Annotated in this window: 13 protein-coding genes; 6 read left to right on the top strand and 7 right to left on the bottom strand. The window is 42.3% G+C overall.

Annotated elements, in window-relative coordinates; genetic code table 11:
• Positions 1-34: 34 nt before the first annotated feature.
• Together BMW86_RS18305 and cysM are read left to right on the top strand one after the other, a co-directional pair.
• Entirely contained in the window at positions 35-850 is an 816-nt protein-coding gene (locus BMW86_RS18305) for a serine O-acetyltransferase (RefSeq protein WP_089783159.1), read from the top strand.
• 6 nt (positions 851-856) lie between these two features.
• A complete protein-coding gene (gene cysM / locus BMW86_RS18300; protein ID WP_089783158.1) occupies positions 857-1,738 on the top strand; it encodes a cysteine synthase CysM in 882 nt (293 codons plus the stop codon).
• A gap of 134 nt (positions 1,739-1,872) precedes the next feature.
• Here cysM and BMW86_RS18295 read toward each other — a convergent pair whose 3' ends face one another.
• A complete protein-coding gene (locus tag BMW86_RS18295; RefSeq protein ID WP_089783157.1) occupies positions 1,873-2,856 on the bottom strand; it encodes a pyruvate dehydrogenase complex E1 component subunit beta in 984 nt (327 codons plus the stop codon).
• Between the two features lie 276 nt (positions 2,857-3,132).
• On the opposite strand from BMW86_RS18295, the gene BMW86_RS18290 reads away from it, so the two are divergent.
• On the top strand, positions 3,133-3,768 hold the full coding sequence (locus BMW86_RS18290) for a hypothetical protein (RefSeq protein ID WP_143056614.1): 636 nt from the start codon (positions 3,133-3,135) through the stop codon (positions 3,766-3,768).
• A gap of 4 nt (positions 3,769-3,772) precedes the next feature.
• Here BMW86_RS18290 and BMW86_RS18285 read toward each other — a convergent pair whose 3' ends face one another.
• The 6 genes from BMW86_RS18285 to BMW86_RS18260 all read right to left on the bottom strand — a co-directional run bounded on the left by BMW86_RS18285 (position 3,773) and on the right by BMW86_RS18260 (position 13,342).
• Complete coding sequence (locus tag BMW86_RS18285) at positions 3,773-4,945, bottom strand: acetyl-CoA C-acyltransferase (protein WP_089783155.1); 1,173 nt, start codon at positions 4,943-4,945, stop codon at positions 3,773-3,775.
• A gap of 182 nt (positions 4,946-5,127) precedes the next feature.
• Complete coding sequence (locus BMW86_RS18280; protein ID WP_089783154.1) at positions 5,128-6,591, bottom strand: RICIN domain-containing protein; 1,464 nt, start codon at positions 6,589-6,591, stop codon at positions 5,128-5,130.
• A 153-nt stretch (positions 6,592-6,744) separates the two neighbouring features.
• Positions 6,745-8,298: a RagB/SusD family nutrient uptake outer membrane protein gene (locus BMW86_RS18275; protein WP_089783153.1), complete on the bottom strand. Its 1,554-nt coding sequence runs from the start codon at positions 8,296-8,298 to the stop codon at positions 6,745-6,747.
• Between the two features lie 10 nt (positions 8,299-8,308).
• A complete protein-coding gene (locus tag BMW86_RS18270) occupies positions 8,309-11,662 on the bottom strand; it encodes a SusC/RagA family TonB-linked outer membrane protein (RefSeq protein WP_177189300.1) in 3,354 nt (1,117 codons plus the stop codon).
• Between the two features lie 28 nt (positions 11,663-11,690).
• Entirely contained in the window at positions 11,691-12,722 is a 1,032-nt protein-coding gene (locus BMW86_RS18265; RefSeq protein ID WP_089783151.1) for a FecR family protein, read from the bottom strand.
• Positions 12,723-12,787: 65 nt separating this feature from the next.
• The gene (locus tag BMW86_RS18260) at positions 12,788-13,342 is read right to left on the bottom strand and encodes an RNA polymerase sigma factor (protein WP_143056613.1); all 555 of its coding nucleotides are present in this window, start codon (positions 13,340-13,342) and stop codon (positions 12,788-12,790) included.
• A gap of 388 nt (positions 13,343-13,730) precedes the next feature.
• On the opposite strand from BMW86_RS18260, the gene BMW86_RS18255 reads away from it, so the two are divergent.
• The 3 genes from BMW86_RS18255 (at position 13,731) to BMW86_RS18245 (ending at position 19,116) form a co-directional block, all read left to right on the top strand.
• Complete coding sequence (locus BMW86_RS18255) at positions 13,731-14,327, top strand: RNA polymerase sigma factor (RefSeq protein WP_089783149.1); 597 nt, start codon at positions 13,731-13,733, stop codon at positions 14,325-14,327.
• Between the two features lie 88 nt (positions 14,328-14,415).
• Positions 14,416-15,555: a FecR family protein gene (locus BMW86_RS18250; RefSeq protein WP_089783148.1), complete on the top strand. Its 1,140-nt coding sequence runs from the start codon at positions 14,416-14,418 to the stop codon at positions 15,553-15,555.
• Between the two features lie 147 nt (positions 15,556-15,702).
• Positions 15,703-19,116, top strand: a complete 3,414-nt coding sequence (locus BMW86_RS18245) for a SusC/RagA family TonB-linked outer membrane protein (RefSeq protein ID WP_089783147.1) — start codon at positions 15,703-15,705, stop codon at positions 19,114-19,116.
• Positions 19,117-19,138 lie beyond the last annotated feature (22 nt).

Here is a 19,138-nt window from a genome sequence, read left to right as displayed (position 1 = left end):
TATCTGAAAGAAGATATCCTGTAATTTCTTGCATATGCAACAACTTTTAGAAGAATTAAAGAGGAGGCATCTGCTTGCCATGGCAACTGCATACCCTCCTACAGCGGCGGTGAACGAATTTGCGAACAATTTCATTAACTGGTTATTTCCCGAATATATGGGCAAAGTGATGCCCGATATTGTATTGGTAGAGGAATATGCGCATATGCTGCAGGTAGAATTGCAACACCTGCTGGAACCGATGCAGTCACAATTGCCTGCTGATGCTGTACAACTGAGCCAGGAATTCATGTCTCATGCTCCTGCTATTTATGATGCCCTTACAAAAGATGCGGAAGCGCTTTACCAGGGAGACCCGGCTGCGACCTGCCTCTATGAGGTGATACGCGCTTATCCCGGTTTTGCGGCCATTGCCTTTTACCGTATAGCACATACCCTGCACAAGCTGCACATTCCGTTACTGCCCCGTATGATTACGGAGCAGGCGCATAGCCGTACCGGCATTGATATTCATCCGGCGGCAGTGATCGCTCCTTATTTCTGCATGGACCATGGTACAGGTATCGTGATAGGCGAAACCACCATTATCGGGTCTCATGTAAAGATTTACCAGGGCGTTACCCTGGGAGCGCTGAGTGTGGACAAGGATATGGCACGCAGTAAACGACATCCTACCATAGAAGACCATGTAGTGATTTATGCCGGGGCTACGATCCTGGGCGGAGATACCGTAGTAGGTCATCATAGCGTGATAGGTGGCAATGTGTGGTTAATTAAAAGTACTGCCCCATTCAGCCGTGTGTATTACAAGGCGGATGGCAGTATGAATTTCATTGAAAACAGTTATTAATTTGTGATGGCTTCAATATTAGATCTTGTGGGCAATACGCCCATGGTGGCTCTGAAACATATCAGCGCAAACCCCAATGTAACGATTTACGCTAAGTTAGAAGGAAACAACCCCGGTGGCAGTGTGAAAGACAGAGCCGCCTATGGCATGATCAAAGGGGCGCTGGACCGTGGGGAAATTACGCCCGGGATTAAGCTGATAGAGGCGACCAGCGGGAATACAGGCATTGCGCTGGCGATGATTGCCAGCCTGTTTGGTGTGGAGATAGAACTGGTAATGCCCGAAGATGCTACCCGCGAGCGGGTACTGACCATGGAAGCCTTTGGCGCTAAAGTAATATTGACTCCGAAAGAGGCATCGATGGAAGGGTCTATTGATTATGCCAATGAGCAGGTGGCAAAGGGTGGTTACCTGATGCTGAACCAGTTTGCCAATCCGGATAACTACAACATGCACTATAAGACAACCGGTCCTGAGATATGGCGGGATACACAGGGTACTATTACCCATTTTGTGAGTGCGATGGGTACTACCGGTACGATTATGGGGGTATCTAAGTTCCTGAAGGAGCAGCGTGAGAATGTGCAGATCGTTGGTTGTCAGCCTACTGAGGGATCTAAGATCCCGGGAATCAGGAAATGGCCGGAAGCTTATCTTCCTAAAATCTTTGATAAATCGAGGGTAGACAGGACGATGGATATATCTGAGGAAGAAGCCCGTGATATGACCAGGCACCTGGCACGTGAGGAAGGCGTATTCTGTGGGATGAGCAGTGGTGGTTCTGTATCAGCAGCTCAGAGGATATCTAAAGAACTGGATAAGGGGGTTATTGTTTGTATTATCTGCGACCGGGGAGACCGGTATTTGTCTTCGGACTTGTTTGGATGATGTAAAAGTGCGCGGTTAATACGGCGGAGAGTGGACGGAGAGTAGACGGAGACAGGAAGGAGCCTCGCATTAACGTATAAAAAGGAAAGGCCCGCTGATATCAGCGGGCCTTTCCTTTTTATAGTGTGTTACACTTATTTCTTCATGTACATCACTTCCTTTACCAGTTTCACGGTACGCTCGATATCGGGCAGGTACAGTTTCACCAGGTTAGGCGCGTAGTGCATAGGAGCATCTACAGCAGTGATACGACGGATTGGAGCATCCAGGTAGTCGAAACCTTCTTTCTGGATACGGTAAGAAATCTCGGAAGAGATGCTGGCGAATGGCCATTGTTCTTCCACGATCACCAGGCGGTTGGTTTTCTTTACTGATTCCAGGATAGTAAACCAGTCCAGCGGACGGATAGTACGTAAGTCAATTACTTCAGCCTCAATACCTTCCTTAGCCAGTTCTTCTGCTGCACCCAAAGCTACTTTCATCATTTTGTTGAAAGAAACGATGGTTACGTCTTTACCAGCACGTTTGATATCAGCTTTACCGATAGGGATAAGGTACTCTTCTTCAGGTACATCACCTAATTCACCGTACATCTGCTCGCTTTCCATGAAAACAACCGGGTCGTTATCACGGATAGCTGATTTCAGCAAACCTTTAGCGTCGTATGGGTTAGAAACTGATATTACTTTTAAACCGGGGATATTAGCATAATAGCTTTCAAAAGCGGTAGAGTGTTGTGCACCCAGCTGACCGGCAGAACCATTTGGTCCGCGGAAAACGATAGGGCAACCTACCTGTCCACCACTCATTGCCAGCATTTTAGAGGCTGTATTCAGGATCTGGTCAAGTGCTAATACCGCAAAGTTCCAGGTCATGAATTCCAGTACCGGGCGAAGACCGTTCTGTGCGGCACCAACGCCGATTGCAGTGAATCCCAGCTCGGCAATAGGTGTATCTATTACTCTCTTAGCCCCAAATTCGTCCAGCATTCCCTGGCTAACTTTATAGGCCCCATTGTATTCGGCTACTTCCTCTCCCATCAGGAAAACCCGCTCGTCACGGCGCATTTCTTCCTGCAGGGCTTCTCGTAATGCTTGTCTGAAAGCTATCTGACGCATGCTGTTACTCTTAAAGTTTGAAAGTTTAAAAACACCTTTCTATAAAGGCAGGGGCAAAATTATCGTTTGTTGGTGAAAAAGCAAAGGAAATGTTTAGGGGGTAGCGACTCAGTTTGATTTATTTTGATCAAATTTTGGTCAAAGAGCAATTTTTTATGATAGTGCTTCGCACCATCACAAAAAATTGAGGGGGTTTTGCAGGGCTTCGTCCTGCACCCAAAAATCTATCATTGTATATTTAAAATATAATATATATTAGCAGTAATATCCTGTCCTATGTTTACCATTACTGTCCTATCCGGTTGTTTCCTGGCAGCCATTTCCTGCAAGATAAAAAAGGTGAAAGTACCTATGATCACCGGTTTACTCTGGTATTTCCACTTCGTATTCCTCTTCTTTGCTGCTTTATGCCTGTTGCTACTGATCAGCGGATATGGGTTTAAGGGTAGTTATACGGAGCGGGTATTCTTTACATTCTATGCAGGTTCGGGGATTGTACTGTATGGGCTAACGCCACAGGATACTTCCGGCAAGTTTGCCTATCTCACCTGCTTCTTTGGTTTTCCTTTCCTGCTGATATTTGGGTTACTGCTGCCACCACTGCGTCTTTTTACCGTGGTAATGGGACTGGGGCTGCTGGCCGATGGCCATCTGGAATCTTATAAAATAGATGATGATTATGCCTTGCAGGCTAAAACCGTAGAGATTTTAAACAGGGAACCTGATTATAGCCTGGTAGAAGATAAATACTGGTTATTTGAAAAAAATACCCGATTTGATGTGCCTTATGGCATCCGCGGACTTAAAATGGAGAAAACCGGTAAAGACAGTGTTCGTATGCAATTCAGGGCAATGGAAGATGCAGGCAGACTGGGGAACCGGATCGATACCATCATCAGCCTGCATCAGTAATTATTTATATTCTTTCAATAATGATAGCGCTGGCTCCACCTCCGCCATTACAGATACCAGCAACGCCATAACGGGCCTTGTTGTGATGTAATATGAAGTTGAGTGTAACTACGATACGGGCACCGCTGCAACCAATAGGATGCCCCATTGCTACTGCTCCGCCCCATACATTCACTTTGCCGGGTTCCATACCCAAATCGCGTTCGTTGGCGATAGGTACACAGGAAAATGCTTCGTTGATCTCTGCAAAATCCATATCGGCTACTGTCAGTCTGGCTTTAGCCAATGCTTTATTGATGGCTTTTACGGGTGTGGTGGTAAACCATTCCGGGGCCTGTGAAGCATCAGCAAAACTGATGATCTTTGCCAGTGGCTTTAATCCCAGTTCCTTCAGCTTTTCACCGCTTACCAGTACTACCGCTGCTGCTCCATCGTTGAGGTTGGAAGCATTGGCGGCGGTAATGGTACCATCTTTCTGGAAAGTAGGTTTAAGGGTTGGGATCTTATCGAAGTTGACTTTCCTGTAATCTTCATCTTCGGTAACCGTCACTACCTGTTTGCCTGGTACTTCTATGGGAATGATCTCGTTTTTAAAGTAACCGCTTTCTGTGGCGGTAGCTGCCCGGCGATAGCTTTGAATAGCGTATTCGTCCTGGTCCTGGCGGGAGATCTTGTATTCTGTGGCGCAGAGTTCTGCGGCGTTACCCATGTGGAAGTCCTTGTAAGGGTCCCAGAGACCATCGCGGATAATGCCGTCGGTAACAGCACCATGTCCCAGGCGATAGCCGTTACGGGCCTTATCCAGGTAATAGGGAACGTTACTCATGCTTTCCATGCCACCTGCCACTACCAGGTCGTTATCACCCAGCATGATGCTCTGTGCGGCGAGCATGATCGCTTTCATACCGGAGGCACATACTTTATTAACGGTTGTACAGGGAACATTTACAGGTACACCTGCGTAAATGCTGGCCTGATTGGCCGGTGCCTGCCCCAGGTTTGCACTGAGTACATTGCCCATGTAAATTTCGTTGACTTCTGAGGCTGCCACTCCTGCCCTTTCCAGTGCATTCTTGATGGCGATAGCCCCTAATTGTGTAGCGGGTAAAGCGGCCAATGCACCGTTAAAAGAGCCTATGGGCGTGCGTACTGCTGAAACTATAAATACTTCTTTCATCCGTGAGACTTTTTGTAAGATTGAGTTGGTATACTTCAAATATAAAGGAAAAGAGGATGATATGTTTCAGGTAGTCTCAAAGAGCAATTTTTATGTGATGGGGCTTCGCTCCATCACATAAAAATTAAAAGGGTATTGCAGGGCTTCGCCCTGCAATACCCAAAAATTATCTTTATTATAAATTATAGTACAACGATTGACCATTGTTGGTTATAGCTTGAACCACTATACCATTGTTGCATACCCGAGCCATTAGCCGTTAGACCACCTGTATCAAGACATTTACCGGTAGCGAGGTTAATTATTTTATAGTAACCGCTTCCAACAGAAACAATTGACCAGCGCTGGCTGGTATTACTAAAGCTTAAGGCCTTCTGCAGAACAGCAGAACCGTCGGTAGTATTACTGCCTACGTCAAGGCAGTTTTTTCCGGTAACGCAACTTAATGTATAATAACCGGCTGTATAGCTCAGATTCCATTGCTGATTGGCGCTGGTACCATCAGCCCATTGTGCTACAGTTGCACCGTCTGTTGTGCTGCCCAGGTTATCGAGCATAAGGCCGCTGGCCCGGTTCTTTAGTTTAATTCTTCCATCAGCAATTGGCCCCTGCCATTTTGGTGCGGTACTAAGCCCCCATGCCCATCTGAACATGTTAGCACAACCCGGGTTCACCTCTGTAACATTCGTGTTTGATACATACCAGCGATATGTGTCAATATCATTTACACCTGACCAGGCGATAGTCCCCATCTGATTATCTTTTGAATATGCCAAACCTCCTGTTAAGAATGCCTGGTCTTCATATACTCCCGTATCCCACTGCCACCAGAAACTAACATTACGGTATGTTTCAACACCGATTTCCGTAATAACAGTTCTTGCTGCATATGAGCCTACTTTACCTGATACTATATTATAGTAACTTGACCATACGTTATACGATCCATAAAACCACCAATAGCAATGAAGCCCGAGATAATGGCTGGTTAACCGGCTATCATTCCCTACGGTGATTACTTCTCCCGCATATCCGGTACCATCTAAAATACATTTCCAGGAAACAGGATGAAGTGTATTCAGGAAATTGGCATACAGATTACATAAATCAGTACCTGAATAATCTACAGGTTCGTTTATGGGTTCATAATATACAGATCCATTGTTCTTATAAACAGTGTCAACCTGTTTCCACATCGTGTACCATTGTGTAGTGTCGGGCACATGATGCACTCCGTCTGGCCAGTAACAAAGAACCACATTACAGCCGTTCGCTACAATTGCATTAATAGCCGCCTGATATACCGGCCAATAAGTGGAATTGCTCGCGGTTAGAGGGGTGATCGGCATTCGAATTGTTGTACCACCGCTTGCTTTTAAAGAATCAGAAATACGCTTTGCAACAATAGCCGCATTTGTTGCTGTTATTGTAGATGTCAAGCCACTGGGTGTGACTACTCTTGAGGGGGCCTCGTTACCGTTAGGGTCTGCCCAGTTTATCCCCCGGAAACCATTTGTATTTGCAGTAGCGGTACCTGCCACTGCAACAGAAGTAGAAAGTGGTTTTTGTAAAACCGTTTCTTTCTTTGAACAACCGGCCAAAACTGCCAGTGAACAAATTAACAGAACAAAGATGTTGTTTTTCATGTGGATTGTATTTATGTGTGGAATGAATAAACTAATACATACAATACTGTAGGGGCTCAGCTTGATTTATTTGGGTCAAAGAGCATTTTTATTGTGATGGTGCGAATGCACCATCACAATAAAAATGAAAGGGTTTTGCAGGGCACTCAAAAATCAATAGCCAGGGTTATTTGGCAACAGATTTTTATTTATATCAATATCACCCTGGGGAACGGGCCACAACCATGCTTTTGTTGCATCGAAAGTCCTCGTTTCCATTTTAACCTGTTTAAAGGTCCATGTTGCAGAGCTTGAAGGATCTGAAAGTAAGGATTTATCGTAGCCATAAACATCGTGCACCAGGGAAGCATCCTGCCATCTTAACATATCAGCATAGCGTGTTCCTTCATTATAAAATTCTACTCTCCTTTCATGTCGTACAATAGCCCTTAACTGGGTCTGATTCAATCCTGTTCCTTCAACAGCTTCCACTGTTGGCATATTTACCCTGGCTCTGACTTTATCAATCAAAGTATAAATTTCCTGATCTGTACTTCCTGATTCGATAAGTGCTTCTGCACGCATCAGGTATACATCAGCATAACGCATTAAAATCGTGTTCAGCGAACAATTATTAACATCAGCAATACCAATACTGGCATTTTTACGTGGTCTTGCACCACAAGGCACCTGATCGAGGGAAGGTATAAATGTTCCTGAACCGAATTGCGAACCTGGTAACACCACTGATGCAGCTAATCGTGGATCACGATTCACAAAAGGATTTTGCGCATCATAACCTGAGGCTGCATCCGTAATCGGCAATCCATTCTGCATGTAATAAGAATTAATCAGGTCGGCCGTAACATTTGCTGTGGGCCAGCTGGTAAGCGACAAGGCTGCCGATGGCCATGGTTGAGCCTGTGTTGTAGGGATATATTGAATATCAAAAATAACCTCTATATTATTTTCATGGGCTTCAGTGAATGTGCCTGCATAGTCGGGGTATAAATCGTACGCTGCAAGATTTATAACATCCTGGGCTGCCTGTGCAGCATCCGTCCATTTTTGGTTTGCAAGCAAAACTTTTGCTTTATAAGCAAGTGCAGCTCCTTTTGTAGCACGACCAACATCTGTTCCTGAATAGGAAGCAGGAAGAGCTGCTGCTGCTTCATTAAAGTCTGAAATAATTTGAGTAAGCACGTCAGCTTTAGCACTTCTTGACACATAAGCATCTGATAATGCCAGTACTTTCGTAATAAGCGGAACATCCCCGAAATAAGCGATCAGGTCACCATAAGCATAACCTCTCAAAAATTTAGCTTCGGCAGACATGGCTGTTTTTATATCATCACTTACGGTTGCAGTGGTAATGTCCTGAAGAAATTCGTTGACTCTTGATATGATGTTATAATCCTGCGTCCATTTAGCATAGGGCGCCCAACTTGAGGAGTTTGTAAGCCACTCACCCACTTCTTTCGATCCCTGCCATGAATCCTGGCAATAACCGTTATCCGACATAAAGTCGAACTGATAAAAATGTGCCGGTGTGGCATTGGGCTGAATAGCGTTATAAATGCCTATCAGGGCCATTTTGCATTGTGTCTCATTCTGAAAGAATGTAGAAGGCGATAGTTGGTCCTTTGGCGTTTTATTCAAAAGATCCTTTGAGCAACCTGTAAAAAGCAATACTGAAAGGAGAAAAGTGATTTTATGTAAGTTCTTCATAACTGTTCAATTAAAAATTAACATTTACACCCATCGTCATTACGCGAACCTGCGGGAAGGCCTGAGCTCTGGTCTGACCAACTGTCTGTTCAGGATCAAAACCTTTGAATTTGGTAATGGTAAAGGCATTTTGCACATTTCCATAAAGTCTGAGCGATTTGATACCCGCACGGGAAAGAATCTTTGGACTTATGGAGTAACCCAGTTCAACATTTTTCAGACGTAAATACGACGCATCTTCCATGTAAAAAGATGAATGAATGCCATTGCGGACACCGTCCAGGGTCAGTCGTGGTAAAGTATTAGATGGATTTTGTGGTGTCCATCTGTTAAGCCACCATGAGCCCATATTAGCAAAACCACTGAATGGAGAAGCTATCTCATAGTAAGTATATCCCTGAATACCCTTAACCCCTTGTAAGAAGAAACCAACATCAAATCCTTTCCATTCTGCATTGAAATTGAAGGCATAGGTAAGATCAGGAAACTGGCTTCCAATTATTTCCCTGTCATTATTCATATCAACTACGTTATCCTTATTCAGGTCTTTATACTTGATATCACCAGGTTGCGCTGTATAGTTAGAGACCTTTACTACTCCGGGTTTCATCGTGTAAGTGCGATCGGCGTATGCTACTGTAGGATCGCTGTTGTTTTGCCAGGTAAAATCGGAGATCTGGTAAATTCCGTCCATTTTATACCCATAGAATGAATTGATAGCAGCACCTACTTTAATCGCTTTAGGAGAAGTAAGCTGCTCAGCAACATTCATACTGGTTATTTTATTTACTATATGAGAAGCATTCAAAGTTCCTCTCAATTTAAGACCATTTGAAAACTCCTTTCTGTAGGTCAGAGATGCTTCTATACCCTTGTTCTGTACTTCTCCGGCATTTGCATATGGTGCAGATAATGCCATTGTAAGCGGTATAGGTTGAATCAGCAATAAGTTTTTTGTTCTCTTGTCGAAATAGTCTGCAGTAAATTCAAAACCATTTTTCATAACCAGATCCACACCAAAGTCAAGCTGTTGAGCAGTTTCCCAGGTCAACTGTTTATTGGTCATAGCAGTAACAGCTACTCCTGAATATAAAGTACCACCAAGAGAATAGTTCTGTCCTGAGCTTAAAATATCGCTTCCGTTGTAATAAGTGTTTATGTTTTGATTACCCAATCTACCCCATGAAGCACGCAATTTAAGATGGCTAAGCCAGTCCAGCTTTTCCATAAATCTTTCTTTTGACATTACCCAGCCTCCGGAAAAAGAAGGGAATGTGCCCCATTGATTTCCCTGAGAAAACCTGGATGAACCGTCTCTTCTGATATTTGCTTCAAACAGATATTTGCCGTCGAAATTATAATTGATACGTCCAAAATAGGAACGCAATCCAAGATCGTAACTGCCTGCATTATTGGTTTGTGTAGAAGCATCTCCGAGGCTAAGTACCCGCTGCGTGTTATTAACGAAGTTGGCACGGTAACCGCTTTCCCAGTCATAAGTGAATTCCTCTTCGGAATAACCTCCGAGTATATTAAACTCATGTTTTCCGATCGCCTTGTTATACTTTAAGAGTGAAGTCATTAATGTCTGAACATCTGTTTCATCGGTAACGGTTAAATTGGAAGCTAAATCAGTGGTAGTACCACTTTCATTATACAATGTTACATTTGCATGGAAAGCATTCGCCTTTGAAGAAGTCACATTATATCCGTAAGTAATCTGGGCGCTTAAGCCATTCAGGATCTTATATTCACCTTCTATTTGTCCGCTGAAATTGTAACGTTTTGTTTGTGCGGTGCTTCCTTCTTTAATTTCACCATAGAAATTCCGTTCTCCATTTACAGACACCCATTGTCCATTTGCGTTTTGTAAGGGATGAATAGGCGCAAGCGATGCATACCATTCAGCACTCCACAGATCTGTAGGTTCATTTTTAACACCAAGATTACCGGCTAATTTTGATGAAACTCTTAACCTTTTATCTTTTAAGAAATAGGCATCAATATTTGAGCGGAAGTCTGTCTTCTTATAATTGGTCCCTACAAGCACACCATTCTGGTTCAATTGACCAACCATTAATGCATAGTTAATATTATCAGTTCCACCTGCAAGGCTCAGGCGATGATTCCGGGTGGACGCATCTCCATAGTATACCTTAAAATAATCGATGTCCGGGAACATCGGATCATTATGTGCCGCATATTTCTGAATGGTAGCATCAGTATATACAACTGCACCTCCTGAATTTAAAGATGCCTCATTATACAGTGTTGTATAGTCAACAGAGTTTAAGACCTTCGGTAATCTGGTTGGGCTTTGTGTGCCGATATAGGCGTTATAATTAATTCTTAATTTTCCGACAGTGCCTTTTTTAGTAGTCACCAGAATTACGCCATTAGCAGCCCTGCTACCATAAATGGAAGATGAAGCCGCATCTTTCAACACAGACATGGACTGGATATCGTTTGCACTAACATCGTTTATATTTCCAGGAACTCCGTCTATTAATACCAGTGGAGAATTATCACCAAATGTACCTACACCACGTATATCAATGACAGCGCCATCATCACCCGGCTTTCCTGAATTTTGCAGCGCATATACACCAGCAACGGTACCCTGCAGGGCCATACCGGCATTCGTTAATGGCCGGGTTTCCATATCTTCCATTTTAACTACTCCAACAGCGCCTGTTAAATTTGCTTTCTTTTGTGTACCATAACCAACCACCACTACATCGTTCAATGTTACTTTAGATTCATTCAACACTACTGTGATGTCTGAGGTATTCGTCACTTTTATTTCAACGTTTTGGTAACCAACATACCTGATTTCTAACACATCACCTGGCTTCGCATTAATTTTGAATTTGCCATTTTCATCAGTTGTTGTGCCTATACTAGTTCCTTTTACTAAAACCACTGCTTTAAAAACAGGTTGTCCATTTTTGTCAACCACTTTTCCGCTCACTTCTGTTTGTGGTTGAGCTGCTGTAGTATTCTTCTGATTCTTCTGAGGCGGTATTACTGTAACTATATTTTTCGACCATTCAAAAGAAGCGCCAGATTGTTTATTTATTTCGGAAAGAAGTTCTTTTAATTTGAGTTTCTTAGCCGATACTTCTACTGACTCATTTACATTCAATTCCAAAGCATCATAGGCAAACCTCACACCGGTCTGCGTTTCCGCGATAGTAAAAAGTTCAGCTAATGAAAACTTCTTTTTATTCAGTTTAACAATAGTGCCAATATAATCCTGATCTCTCTCAACAGGTCCGGCTTTTGCATTGTAATACAGGGAAATCGCTATCATTAGGAAAAGTACATGCAATACTTTCCCTCTGAGTATAGCTAGTCTACTCATGGCATTGTTCATTTAGTGTTAGGAATATTTAGTGAATCGTTATTACATTTCCGTTGGTTGTAAATGAAAGTTGTTTTGACAGGCAAATACTTTTTACTAGTTCTTGTGCTGAGATTCTGGTAAATGATCCATTAAATCTGAACTCCTTTTTATGGCTTAGATTTATTAGCCGGATATTGTACATCTTATCAAAGCGGTCGGCTATCTCCTTAAAATCTGCATTCTTAAATACGACAATGCCCTGTCTCCATCCTGTTTCTTCATTTATATCGAACTTCTTTTTCCTGAGCGATAAATCTGACATATTTAAAACGCCCATTTCGGAAGGTGTTAATTCTATTGTTTGTTTGTCTTCAGTGTTCACCCCAACCTTACCCGTGACCAATGCCACCTTTGCCTGGCCTTTATCCGGGTAACACTGCAAATTGAAAGAAGTACCGAGTACGGTAATAGTGAGGTTTTTGGTGATTACGTGGAATGGATGTTGCGGATCTTGTTGCACGTTGAAAAACGCTTCGCCAGTTAGTTGCACTTCCCTTGAGGAGTCTGTAAATTTCGACGGATATGTCAACTTACTATCAGCATTCAGCTCTACTACTGAACTATCGGGAAGTGTAATTTTTGCGAACTGACCTTTGGGGACGTATTTTTCTATCATCGTCACCTTTTCTGACTCAAGAGAAGCAGATTTCGGCAAGGCTATATACACAATAGCACCTATTGCTGCAAAGACCAGGGCACCGGCTATTCTTCTTCTGAATTTTCGTGGTTTAACAGCTATGTCCGGTTCTTCATTGTGGCATAAATCGCTATCCAATGAAAGGGCATTTAATGCATAGGCAAGGCGTTGCTGTTCTTTCTGAAATTCAGATTCGGAAATCCGCACGGAGAAGGCATCAATATAATTGTTGGCTGATATAATAATGTCCAGTTTTTCAGGATGAAGTATTATCCATTCTGACCAAAATCTAATATCTTCTTCATTGTCCCTATAATAATAACGTAGATATGACTCATCTGTGATGAAATCCACAACGTGGTATAATAAATAGTCCTTCATTCCGTGGTTTACTTAATAGTAAGACGGAAGAACCAGCGTTTTTTACCGTAAAATTTTAAGATTTTTTAAGAAATATGTTTGGTGGAGAAGTGATGCCTGAGACGTTTAACTGCCTCATATATGCAATTGTAGATCGTACGTTGCTCGCAACCAATCAGTTGCGCAATTTCTTCGTAGTTTTTATTTTCAAAAAAACGTAAGCGGATTACCTCTTTTTGTTTATTGGTTAAATAGGAAAGCGCTTCTTTAAGGGTTTTACGGACTGCTTCCTGCTCCTGAAAAGCAATAATGACTTCCTCATATGAAAGTTCCTGTCCGGCATCCATCCCTAAGAAGGCGGTTTCAAGCTGAGATTCTTTCTTTAAAGCATCAATTACCTTTCGACGTACGCAGGTGTTGAGGTAGCCGCCAACAGAAGTTACTGGCGGAAGTTTGTCGCGATTCACCCAGATACTCATGAAGGCTTCATGAATACTGTCTTTTACCATATCCCGATGTGTACAAATAGAGAAATTTGCAGAAAAAAGGTTGTTATAAAATGAATTATACAACTCTTTTAATGCATTCACATCTCCCGCCCTCATGCAGTCCCAAAGCTCGGTGATCTTAAATGTTTGCAATGTAGTGTTATGGCACGTGGATAATAAGTATCAAATTAACACTTATTTTATTTTAAACAAATTTTTTTTACCTGGTGGGGGGATTTTTGCCTGAAAGGGTTTTATCCTGCAATAGGATTCAATATGGATTTTCCAGCTACGTTCGGATAATGCCCGGGAGTTTTTATGCCTGGATATTCACCTGGTGCAATATTGAATAATTGGCCCCAATATTAACTTGTTATTAACCATTCCCGAGGCGATAAAGCCTAATTTTATGTCATTGCGATAGATGATCAATCTGATCCTTCTGATATATCTTTATCAAGATATTTGTTTTTAGCATTCTAAGTATATAACTTAGGCTTCGATTGTCAGGTGGAGAAGCCACAGCAATACATTTAAGTACATGAGATCCAATTATAAATCTTATTCTGATGCTCAACTTACAGAGTTATTAATTCTGGAAGATGACTGTGCATTTGAAGAAATTTATACCCGCTATTGGGGGATACTCTACAACTTTGCACGTAGAACCCTTCGCGATGATGATCAGGCAAAAGACGTAATACAGGAAGTGTTTGTGAAACTGTATGAAAAAATGGGTGGATTGTACAACCAATCTATCCGTTCTTACCTCTATACCAGTGTGCTGCACAACATACTGGATTTATACGACCACCAAAAAGTGCGTATTAACTACATTGCAGCTTTCAGGGACTTCTACAACCGGGGAGAAAACGTTACAGAAAATCAGGTAAGAGAAAACGAACTCAAACGGCTGATTGAAAAAGAAATAGCTAACCTGCCTACCAAGATGCGCACCATCTTTGAAATGAGCCGCAAGCAATACCTTACCCATCAGCAGATTGCTGACCGTATAGGCGTGTCTGAAGGAACCGTGAGAAACCAGGTGTACAATGCCCTGAACAAACTACGTTCCAGGCTCTCCTGTATGTTTTTTCTTCAGCTCATGTCTACCATCCTATGGTTCAATAGATTATAATCGGATAAAAATATTTTCTACCAATCTATGAGTACGGATTAGCAGAACCGTTATAGTCTGTAGCGTACCAACTATATACGATTGTCAGATGAATGATCAAGAGATATTAGATTTATTCCGAAAGTACCGGGAAGGCAGCTGCACACCGGCTGAATCCGCATGGGTAGAAAGCTGGATTCTGGATTATATCGAGAATACTCCTGAAGCGGGTATGATTCCTGCATATGAGGCCACCAAAAAAGAAATTTGGAACAGGCTCGGCATTAAACGTCAGAAAAGCAACTACACTCCTATTTTACAATATGCGGCAGCAATCCTGCTTGCCATTGGCATTTCATGGGGTTCATATTACCTCTTCATCCATAAAACTACACCTCAAAACCAAATTGTTATTGATATAAAGCCAGGCGGGAACAGCGCAGTACTCACCCTGGCAGATGGAAAAACGATCAGACTGGACAGCGCCAGCAACGGAACGGTAGCTACCTTACCTAGTGGCGTGCTGATCACGAACAGCGCCAGCAATGGCGTAGTAAGCTATCAAGAACACAGCGAAACGGAGGGAGTCTATCGCAATACCAAATCTGAACGTTTCAACAAGATTAACACACCTGCAGGAGGCCAATATCAATTGATTCTCCCCGATGGAACGCGCGTTTTTTTAAACGCATTAAGCTACTTAGAATTCCCTTCCCGTTTCGCTGGTTCAGAACGAAAAGTAAACCTGGTTGGCGAAGCCTACTTCGAAGTCACCAAAGATCCCAAAAGACCATTTATTGTATCAACCAGAGAACAACAGTTAACAGTATTAGGTACACATTTTAATGTAAGTGCCTACCCCGGCGAAATTCAAAAAACTACACTTGCCGAAGGCAGTGTAGAATTACTTCTTCATCCCTCAACAATAACTGGCATCCGTCAGTTGTTAAAACCCAATCAACAAGCACTGCTTTTATCAAGCGGATTTCAGGTAAAGGAAATTGATGCATCAGAAGCTACCGCCTGGAAAGACGGCAATTTTGTGTTTACACAACTGTCGCTTCGGGAGGCTCTTTTGCAAATCAGCAGGTGGTATGTAGTAGAGGTAAACATTGCCGATATTCCAGACACCAGCATAAGCGGTCAGTTTCCCAGAACATTCACCTTACAACAAGTACTCCAGGGTATACAGAAGGGTACTGGTATAAAAATTCAATTAAAAGATGGGGAGTTAAAATATCTCAGATAAAAACAGCTTAGAAAACAACATCAACCAAAAACCGTGGCATAAAAAAACCGAATCCCAATTAACGGTTGGAATCCGGCAAAGTCAGCTTTTATGACCATGCACCACAGAGAGTAGTAACAATATCTAAAACCAACTAAACACAAATTTATGAATTTTCAAATTCATACTGGTAAAGGTATGCGCTTTATTTTGCCAAAAAGCGGATCTTCCAGCCAGCAACTAAAAAAATGTATTGTAGTGATGAAACTCACCGTACTACTTATAATCATTTTTAATCTGCAAGTGTCAGCTACTGCCTATTCACAGCAACGGGTGACGCTAGAGTATAAAAATGCTCCCTTTAGCAAGGTCATGAAATCCATCCTGAAGCAAACCGGCTTAGGATTCATTACCGGTGCTACTGCAGACCTCAACAATGCCAAACCAGTAACCATTACTCTCAAATCAGCTACTATTGAAGAAACGCTACAAAAACTATTTAAAGATCAGCCTTTTACCTATACTGTAGAGAATAAGTTTATTATTATAACACCCAGGGTCGAAGAAAAAAAAACAGAACCCGGTAAGGCCACAGATCAGCCACATAACCTGACCGGTACCGTGCTTGACCAGGACGGCAAGCCGCTAGAAGGAGCTACTGTGCTGCTCAAAGGCACCAACCAAGGCACCAGTACAGACCAAAATGGCCACTTTACTTTAAACAATGTACCAGAAAGCGGAGCACTGCTTATTAGAATGCTGGGCCATGAAACCGTTACTGTACCTTATCAAAACGGAATTATTAAAACTATCGTACTCAGAGAAGTAGATGCAGATTTGAACACTGTTCAGGTAATCGCTTATGGAGAGGTTAAGAAAAAATACAGTACCAGTAACATTGGTTCGGTAACAGCAAAGGAAATCGCTGATCAACCAGTTACTAATCCACTCTTGGCACTCCAAGGGCGAGTTCCGGGATTGTTCGTGAATCAACAGTCTGGTGTATCTGCTAGTGGAGTAGACGTAAATATACAAGGATTGAACAGTTTAAGATCAAATGCAAATGGGCCATTATATGTTATAGATGGTGTTCCATACAATCCAGCATTTCCTGGTGCCGCAGGGAATTTAATGGGTGGTGCAATTAATGGTGGTTCGTTAGGGTCAAGTATGTTTAATTTTATTAACCCGGCTGATATCGAAAGCATCAGTGTACTGAAAGATGCAGATGCGACTGCTGTTTATGGTTCACGCGCAGCCAATGGCGCAATCCTGATTACCACAAAAAAGGGCAAGTCCGGAAAGACACAGGTGAACATCAATGCCCGTAATGGCTGGGGCCAGATCGATCATAAACTCAAAATGCTAAACACACAGCAGTATCTTGATTTACGTAAGGAGGCTTATGTAAACGCAGGGCGACCTATCCCAACATCAGCCAATACGCCAAATCCTAATAGTTCAAATTATGATCTCACTGTCTATGATCAAAATAAATATACTGACTGGCAAAAAGTACTAGTGGGCGGGACCGCTCACTTTACAGACATACAGGCATCTGTATCAGGAGGTACTGATTATACCCAGTTTTTAGTAGGATACAATTACAATAGACAATCAACTGTATATAACGACAATAAGGCCGATTTGAAAGGCAATATCCATTTTAATCTGAATCATAGTTCCCGCGATAGCAAGTTCAAATATTTACTAACCGGGACTTATCTACAAGACAAAAATCAATTGAATAAATCCGACTTAATGGGTGTCGCGCTAACATTGGCACCAAATGCTCCGGATATTTACCTTTCGGACGGTACGGTAAATTGGGGCATTTTGCCTAGTAACCCGAACAATTACACTTTTTCAAATAATCCGATCCTTTCTACATTCGCAAAATTTACAGGCAATACTACTAATCTGGTCGCCAACAATACCATCAGTTACGAAATCATACCTGGCTTGCAATTGAAAGGAAGTATGGGATATACCAAATTAGTGATAGATGAACTTTCCATATCTCCCTCTACACTACTGCCGCCTCATTATCCTTTTGTAACCAGATCCGCAAGTTATCTCAATAAAACCGCTGCTACCTGGATCATCGAACCGCAGCTCACTTACGTGAAGGATACAAAAATAGGCAGGTTCGATGCGTTATTAGGAGGTACCCTTCAGCAAAATAAGTATGATGCACTTTGGCAAGCTGGCAGAGGTTATGCTGATGATGATAAACTGGCAAATTTGCAAGCGGCGACCACTATAACGATAAATAACGTTTATCAGTCCTTATATAGATACAGTGCTTTTTTTGGTCGCCTGAATTACCGTCTGGATGATAAGTACATTTTGAATTTTACTGCCAGAAGGGATGGCAGCAGCCGCTTTGGAGCGAATAGGAAGTTCCATAATTTTTATGCAATAGGTAGTGCCTGGCTGTTTGGAGATGAAAATATAGTAAAAGAAACTTTACCCTGGTTAAGCCAAGGTAAGCTAAGGGCCAACTATGGAACTACTGGAAACGATCAGATTGATGATTATGGATATTTAAGCACACTGGATAATCTCTCACTGGATATTCCATATCAAGATGCTCCCAGTCTTATTCCGACAAGCATTTCCAATCCATATTTACAATGGGAAGAAACCAAGAAATTGAATTTAGGCGTGGATCTTGGCTTTTTAAAGAACCGTATCAGTTTAGGAGTGAACTGGTACCGTAATCGTTCTTCTAATCAACTTATACTTAACCAACTCCCTATAACTACCGGTTTTCCATACATTCAGCGGAATTCTCCTGCCACAGTTCAAAATTCTGGTTTAGAAGCACAATTGGATGCCCGTGTTATTAAGATGAAGCACTTCAATTGGCATGCTTCTGTTAATTTCACTGCGAACAAGAACAAGCTGCTGGAATATCCAAATTTGAAAGTTAGCACTGATGCAAGCGCCCGCGTCATTGGTCAGCCAATTAATATCTACCATCTTTTTGAGTACGCAGGCGTAAATGCAACAACGGGTTTGTATGAATACATCAACAGTAAAGGTGAAAAAACGTCGGCACCAAATACCTCAGCTGATCGAACTATTCTCTTTGATCCTAATCCTAAATGGTATGGTGGTTTTTACAATACCTTTCAATACAAAGGGTTTCAATTAGATATTATGTTGCAATACGTAAGACAAAAGGCACAGAATTACCGATTTGGAAACCTCCCGGGTACAAATGTATCCAACCAGCCTGCTATAGTTGCTGATCATTGGCAAAAATCGGGTGACGTAAAAGACATTCAAAAAGTAACGGTTAATGCAGGAGAAATTTACACCTCTTACGCGGCTGCTTATGACAGTGATGCCGGGCGAAGCGACGCTTCCTATCTGCGCCTAAAAAACTTTTCATTTTCTTACAACTTACCTGCTCAATTGCTAAGTAGTGCCAAGATTTCCAATGCACGTATTTATCTGCAAGGACAAAATGTGTTTACGGTCACCAATTTTATAGGTACGGATCCTGAAACAAAATCACTGCTCAGGCTTCCGCCCCTACGGGTGTTCACAATTGGCTTGCAGGTGGGTATCTAATACAAATTCTTAATTCCAAACT

The sequence above is a fragment of the Chitinophaga sp. YR573 genome, assembly GCF_900110995.1.
GTDB lineage: Bacteria > Bacteroidota > Bacteroidia > Chitinophagales > Chitinophagaceae > Chitinophaga.
Note: the sequence above shows the minus strand (reverse complement) of the source record. Positions and strands in the feature narration are given on the sequence as shown.

What these genes read in the sequence shown, in the direction of transcription:
- BMW86_RS18295 (WP_089783157.1), bottom strand. Translation starts at nt 2,856, where the DNA reads ATGCGTCAGATAGCTTTCAGACAAGCATTACGAGAAGCCCTGCAGGAA.
- BMW86_RS18280 (WP_089783154.1), bottom strand. Translation starts at nt 6,591, where the DNA reads ATGAAAAACAACATCTTTGTTCTGTTAATTTGTTCACTGGCAGTTTTG.
- BMW86_RS18290 (WP_143056614.1), top strand. Translation starts at nt 3,133, where the DNA reads ATGTTTACCATTACTGTCCTATCCGGTTGTTTCCTGGCAGCCATTTCC.
- BMW86_RS18245 (WP_089783147.1), top strand. Translation starts at nt 15,703, where the DNA reads ATGAATTTTCAAATTCATACTGGTAAAGGTATGCGCTTTATTTTGCCA.
- BMW86_RS18255 (WP_089783149.1), top strand. Translation starts at nt 13,731, where the DNA reads ATGAGATCCAATTATAAATCTTATTCTGATGCTCAACTTACAGAGTTA.
- BMW86_RS18265 (WP_089783151.1), bottom strand. Translation starts at nt 12,722, where the DNA reads ATGAAGGACTATTTATTATACCACGTTGTGGATTTCATCACAGATGAG.
- cysM (WP_089783158.1), top strand. Translation starts at nt 857, where the DNA reads ATGGCTTCAATATTAGATCTTGTGGGCAATACGCCCATGGTGGCTCTG.
- BMW86_RS18250 (WP_089783148.1), top strand. Translation starts at nt 14,416, where the DNA reads ATGAATGATCAAGAGATATTAGATTTATTCCGAAAGTACCGGGAAGGC.
- BMW86_RS18305 (WP_089783159.1), top strand. Translation starts at nt 35, where the DNA reads ATGCAACAACTTTTAGAAGAATTAAAGAGGAGGCATCTGCTTGCCATG.
- BMW86_RS18285 (WP_089783155.1), bottom strand. Translation starts at nt 4,945, where the DNA reads ATGAAAGAAGTATTTATAGTTTCAGCAGTACGCACGCCCATAGGCTCT.
- BMW86_RS18270 (WP_177189300.1), bottom strand. Translation starts at nt 11,662, where the DNA reads ATGAGTAGACTAGCTATACTCAGAGGGAAAGTATTGCATGTACTTTTC.
- BMW86_RS18275 (WP_089783153.1), bottom strand. Translation starts at nt 8,298, where the DNA reads ATGAAGAACTTACATAAAATCACTTTTCTCCTTTCAGTATTGCTTTTT.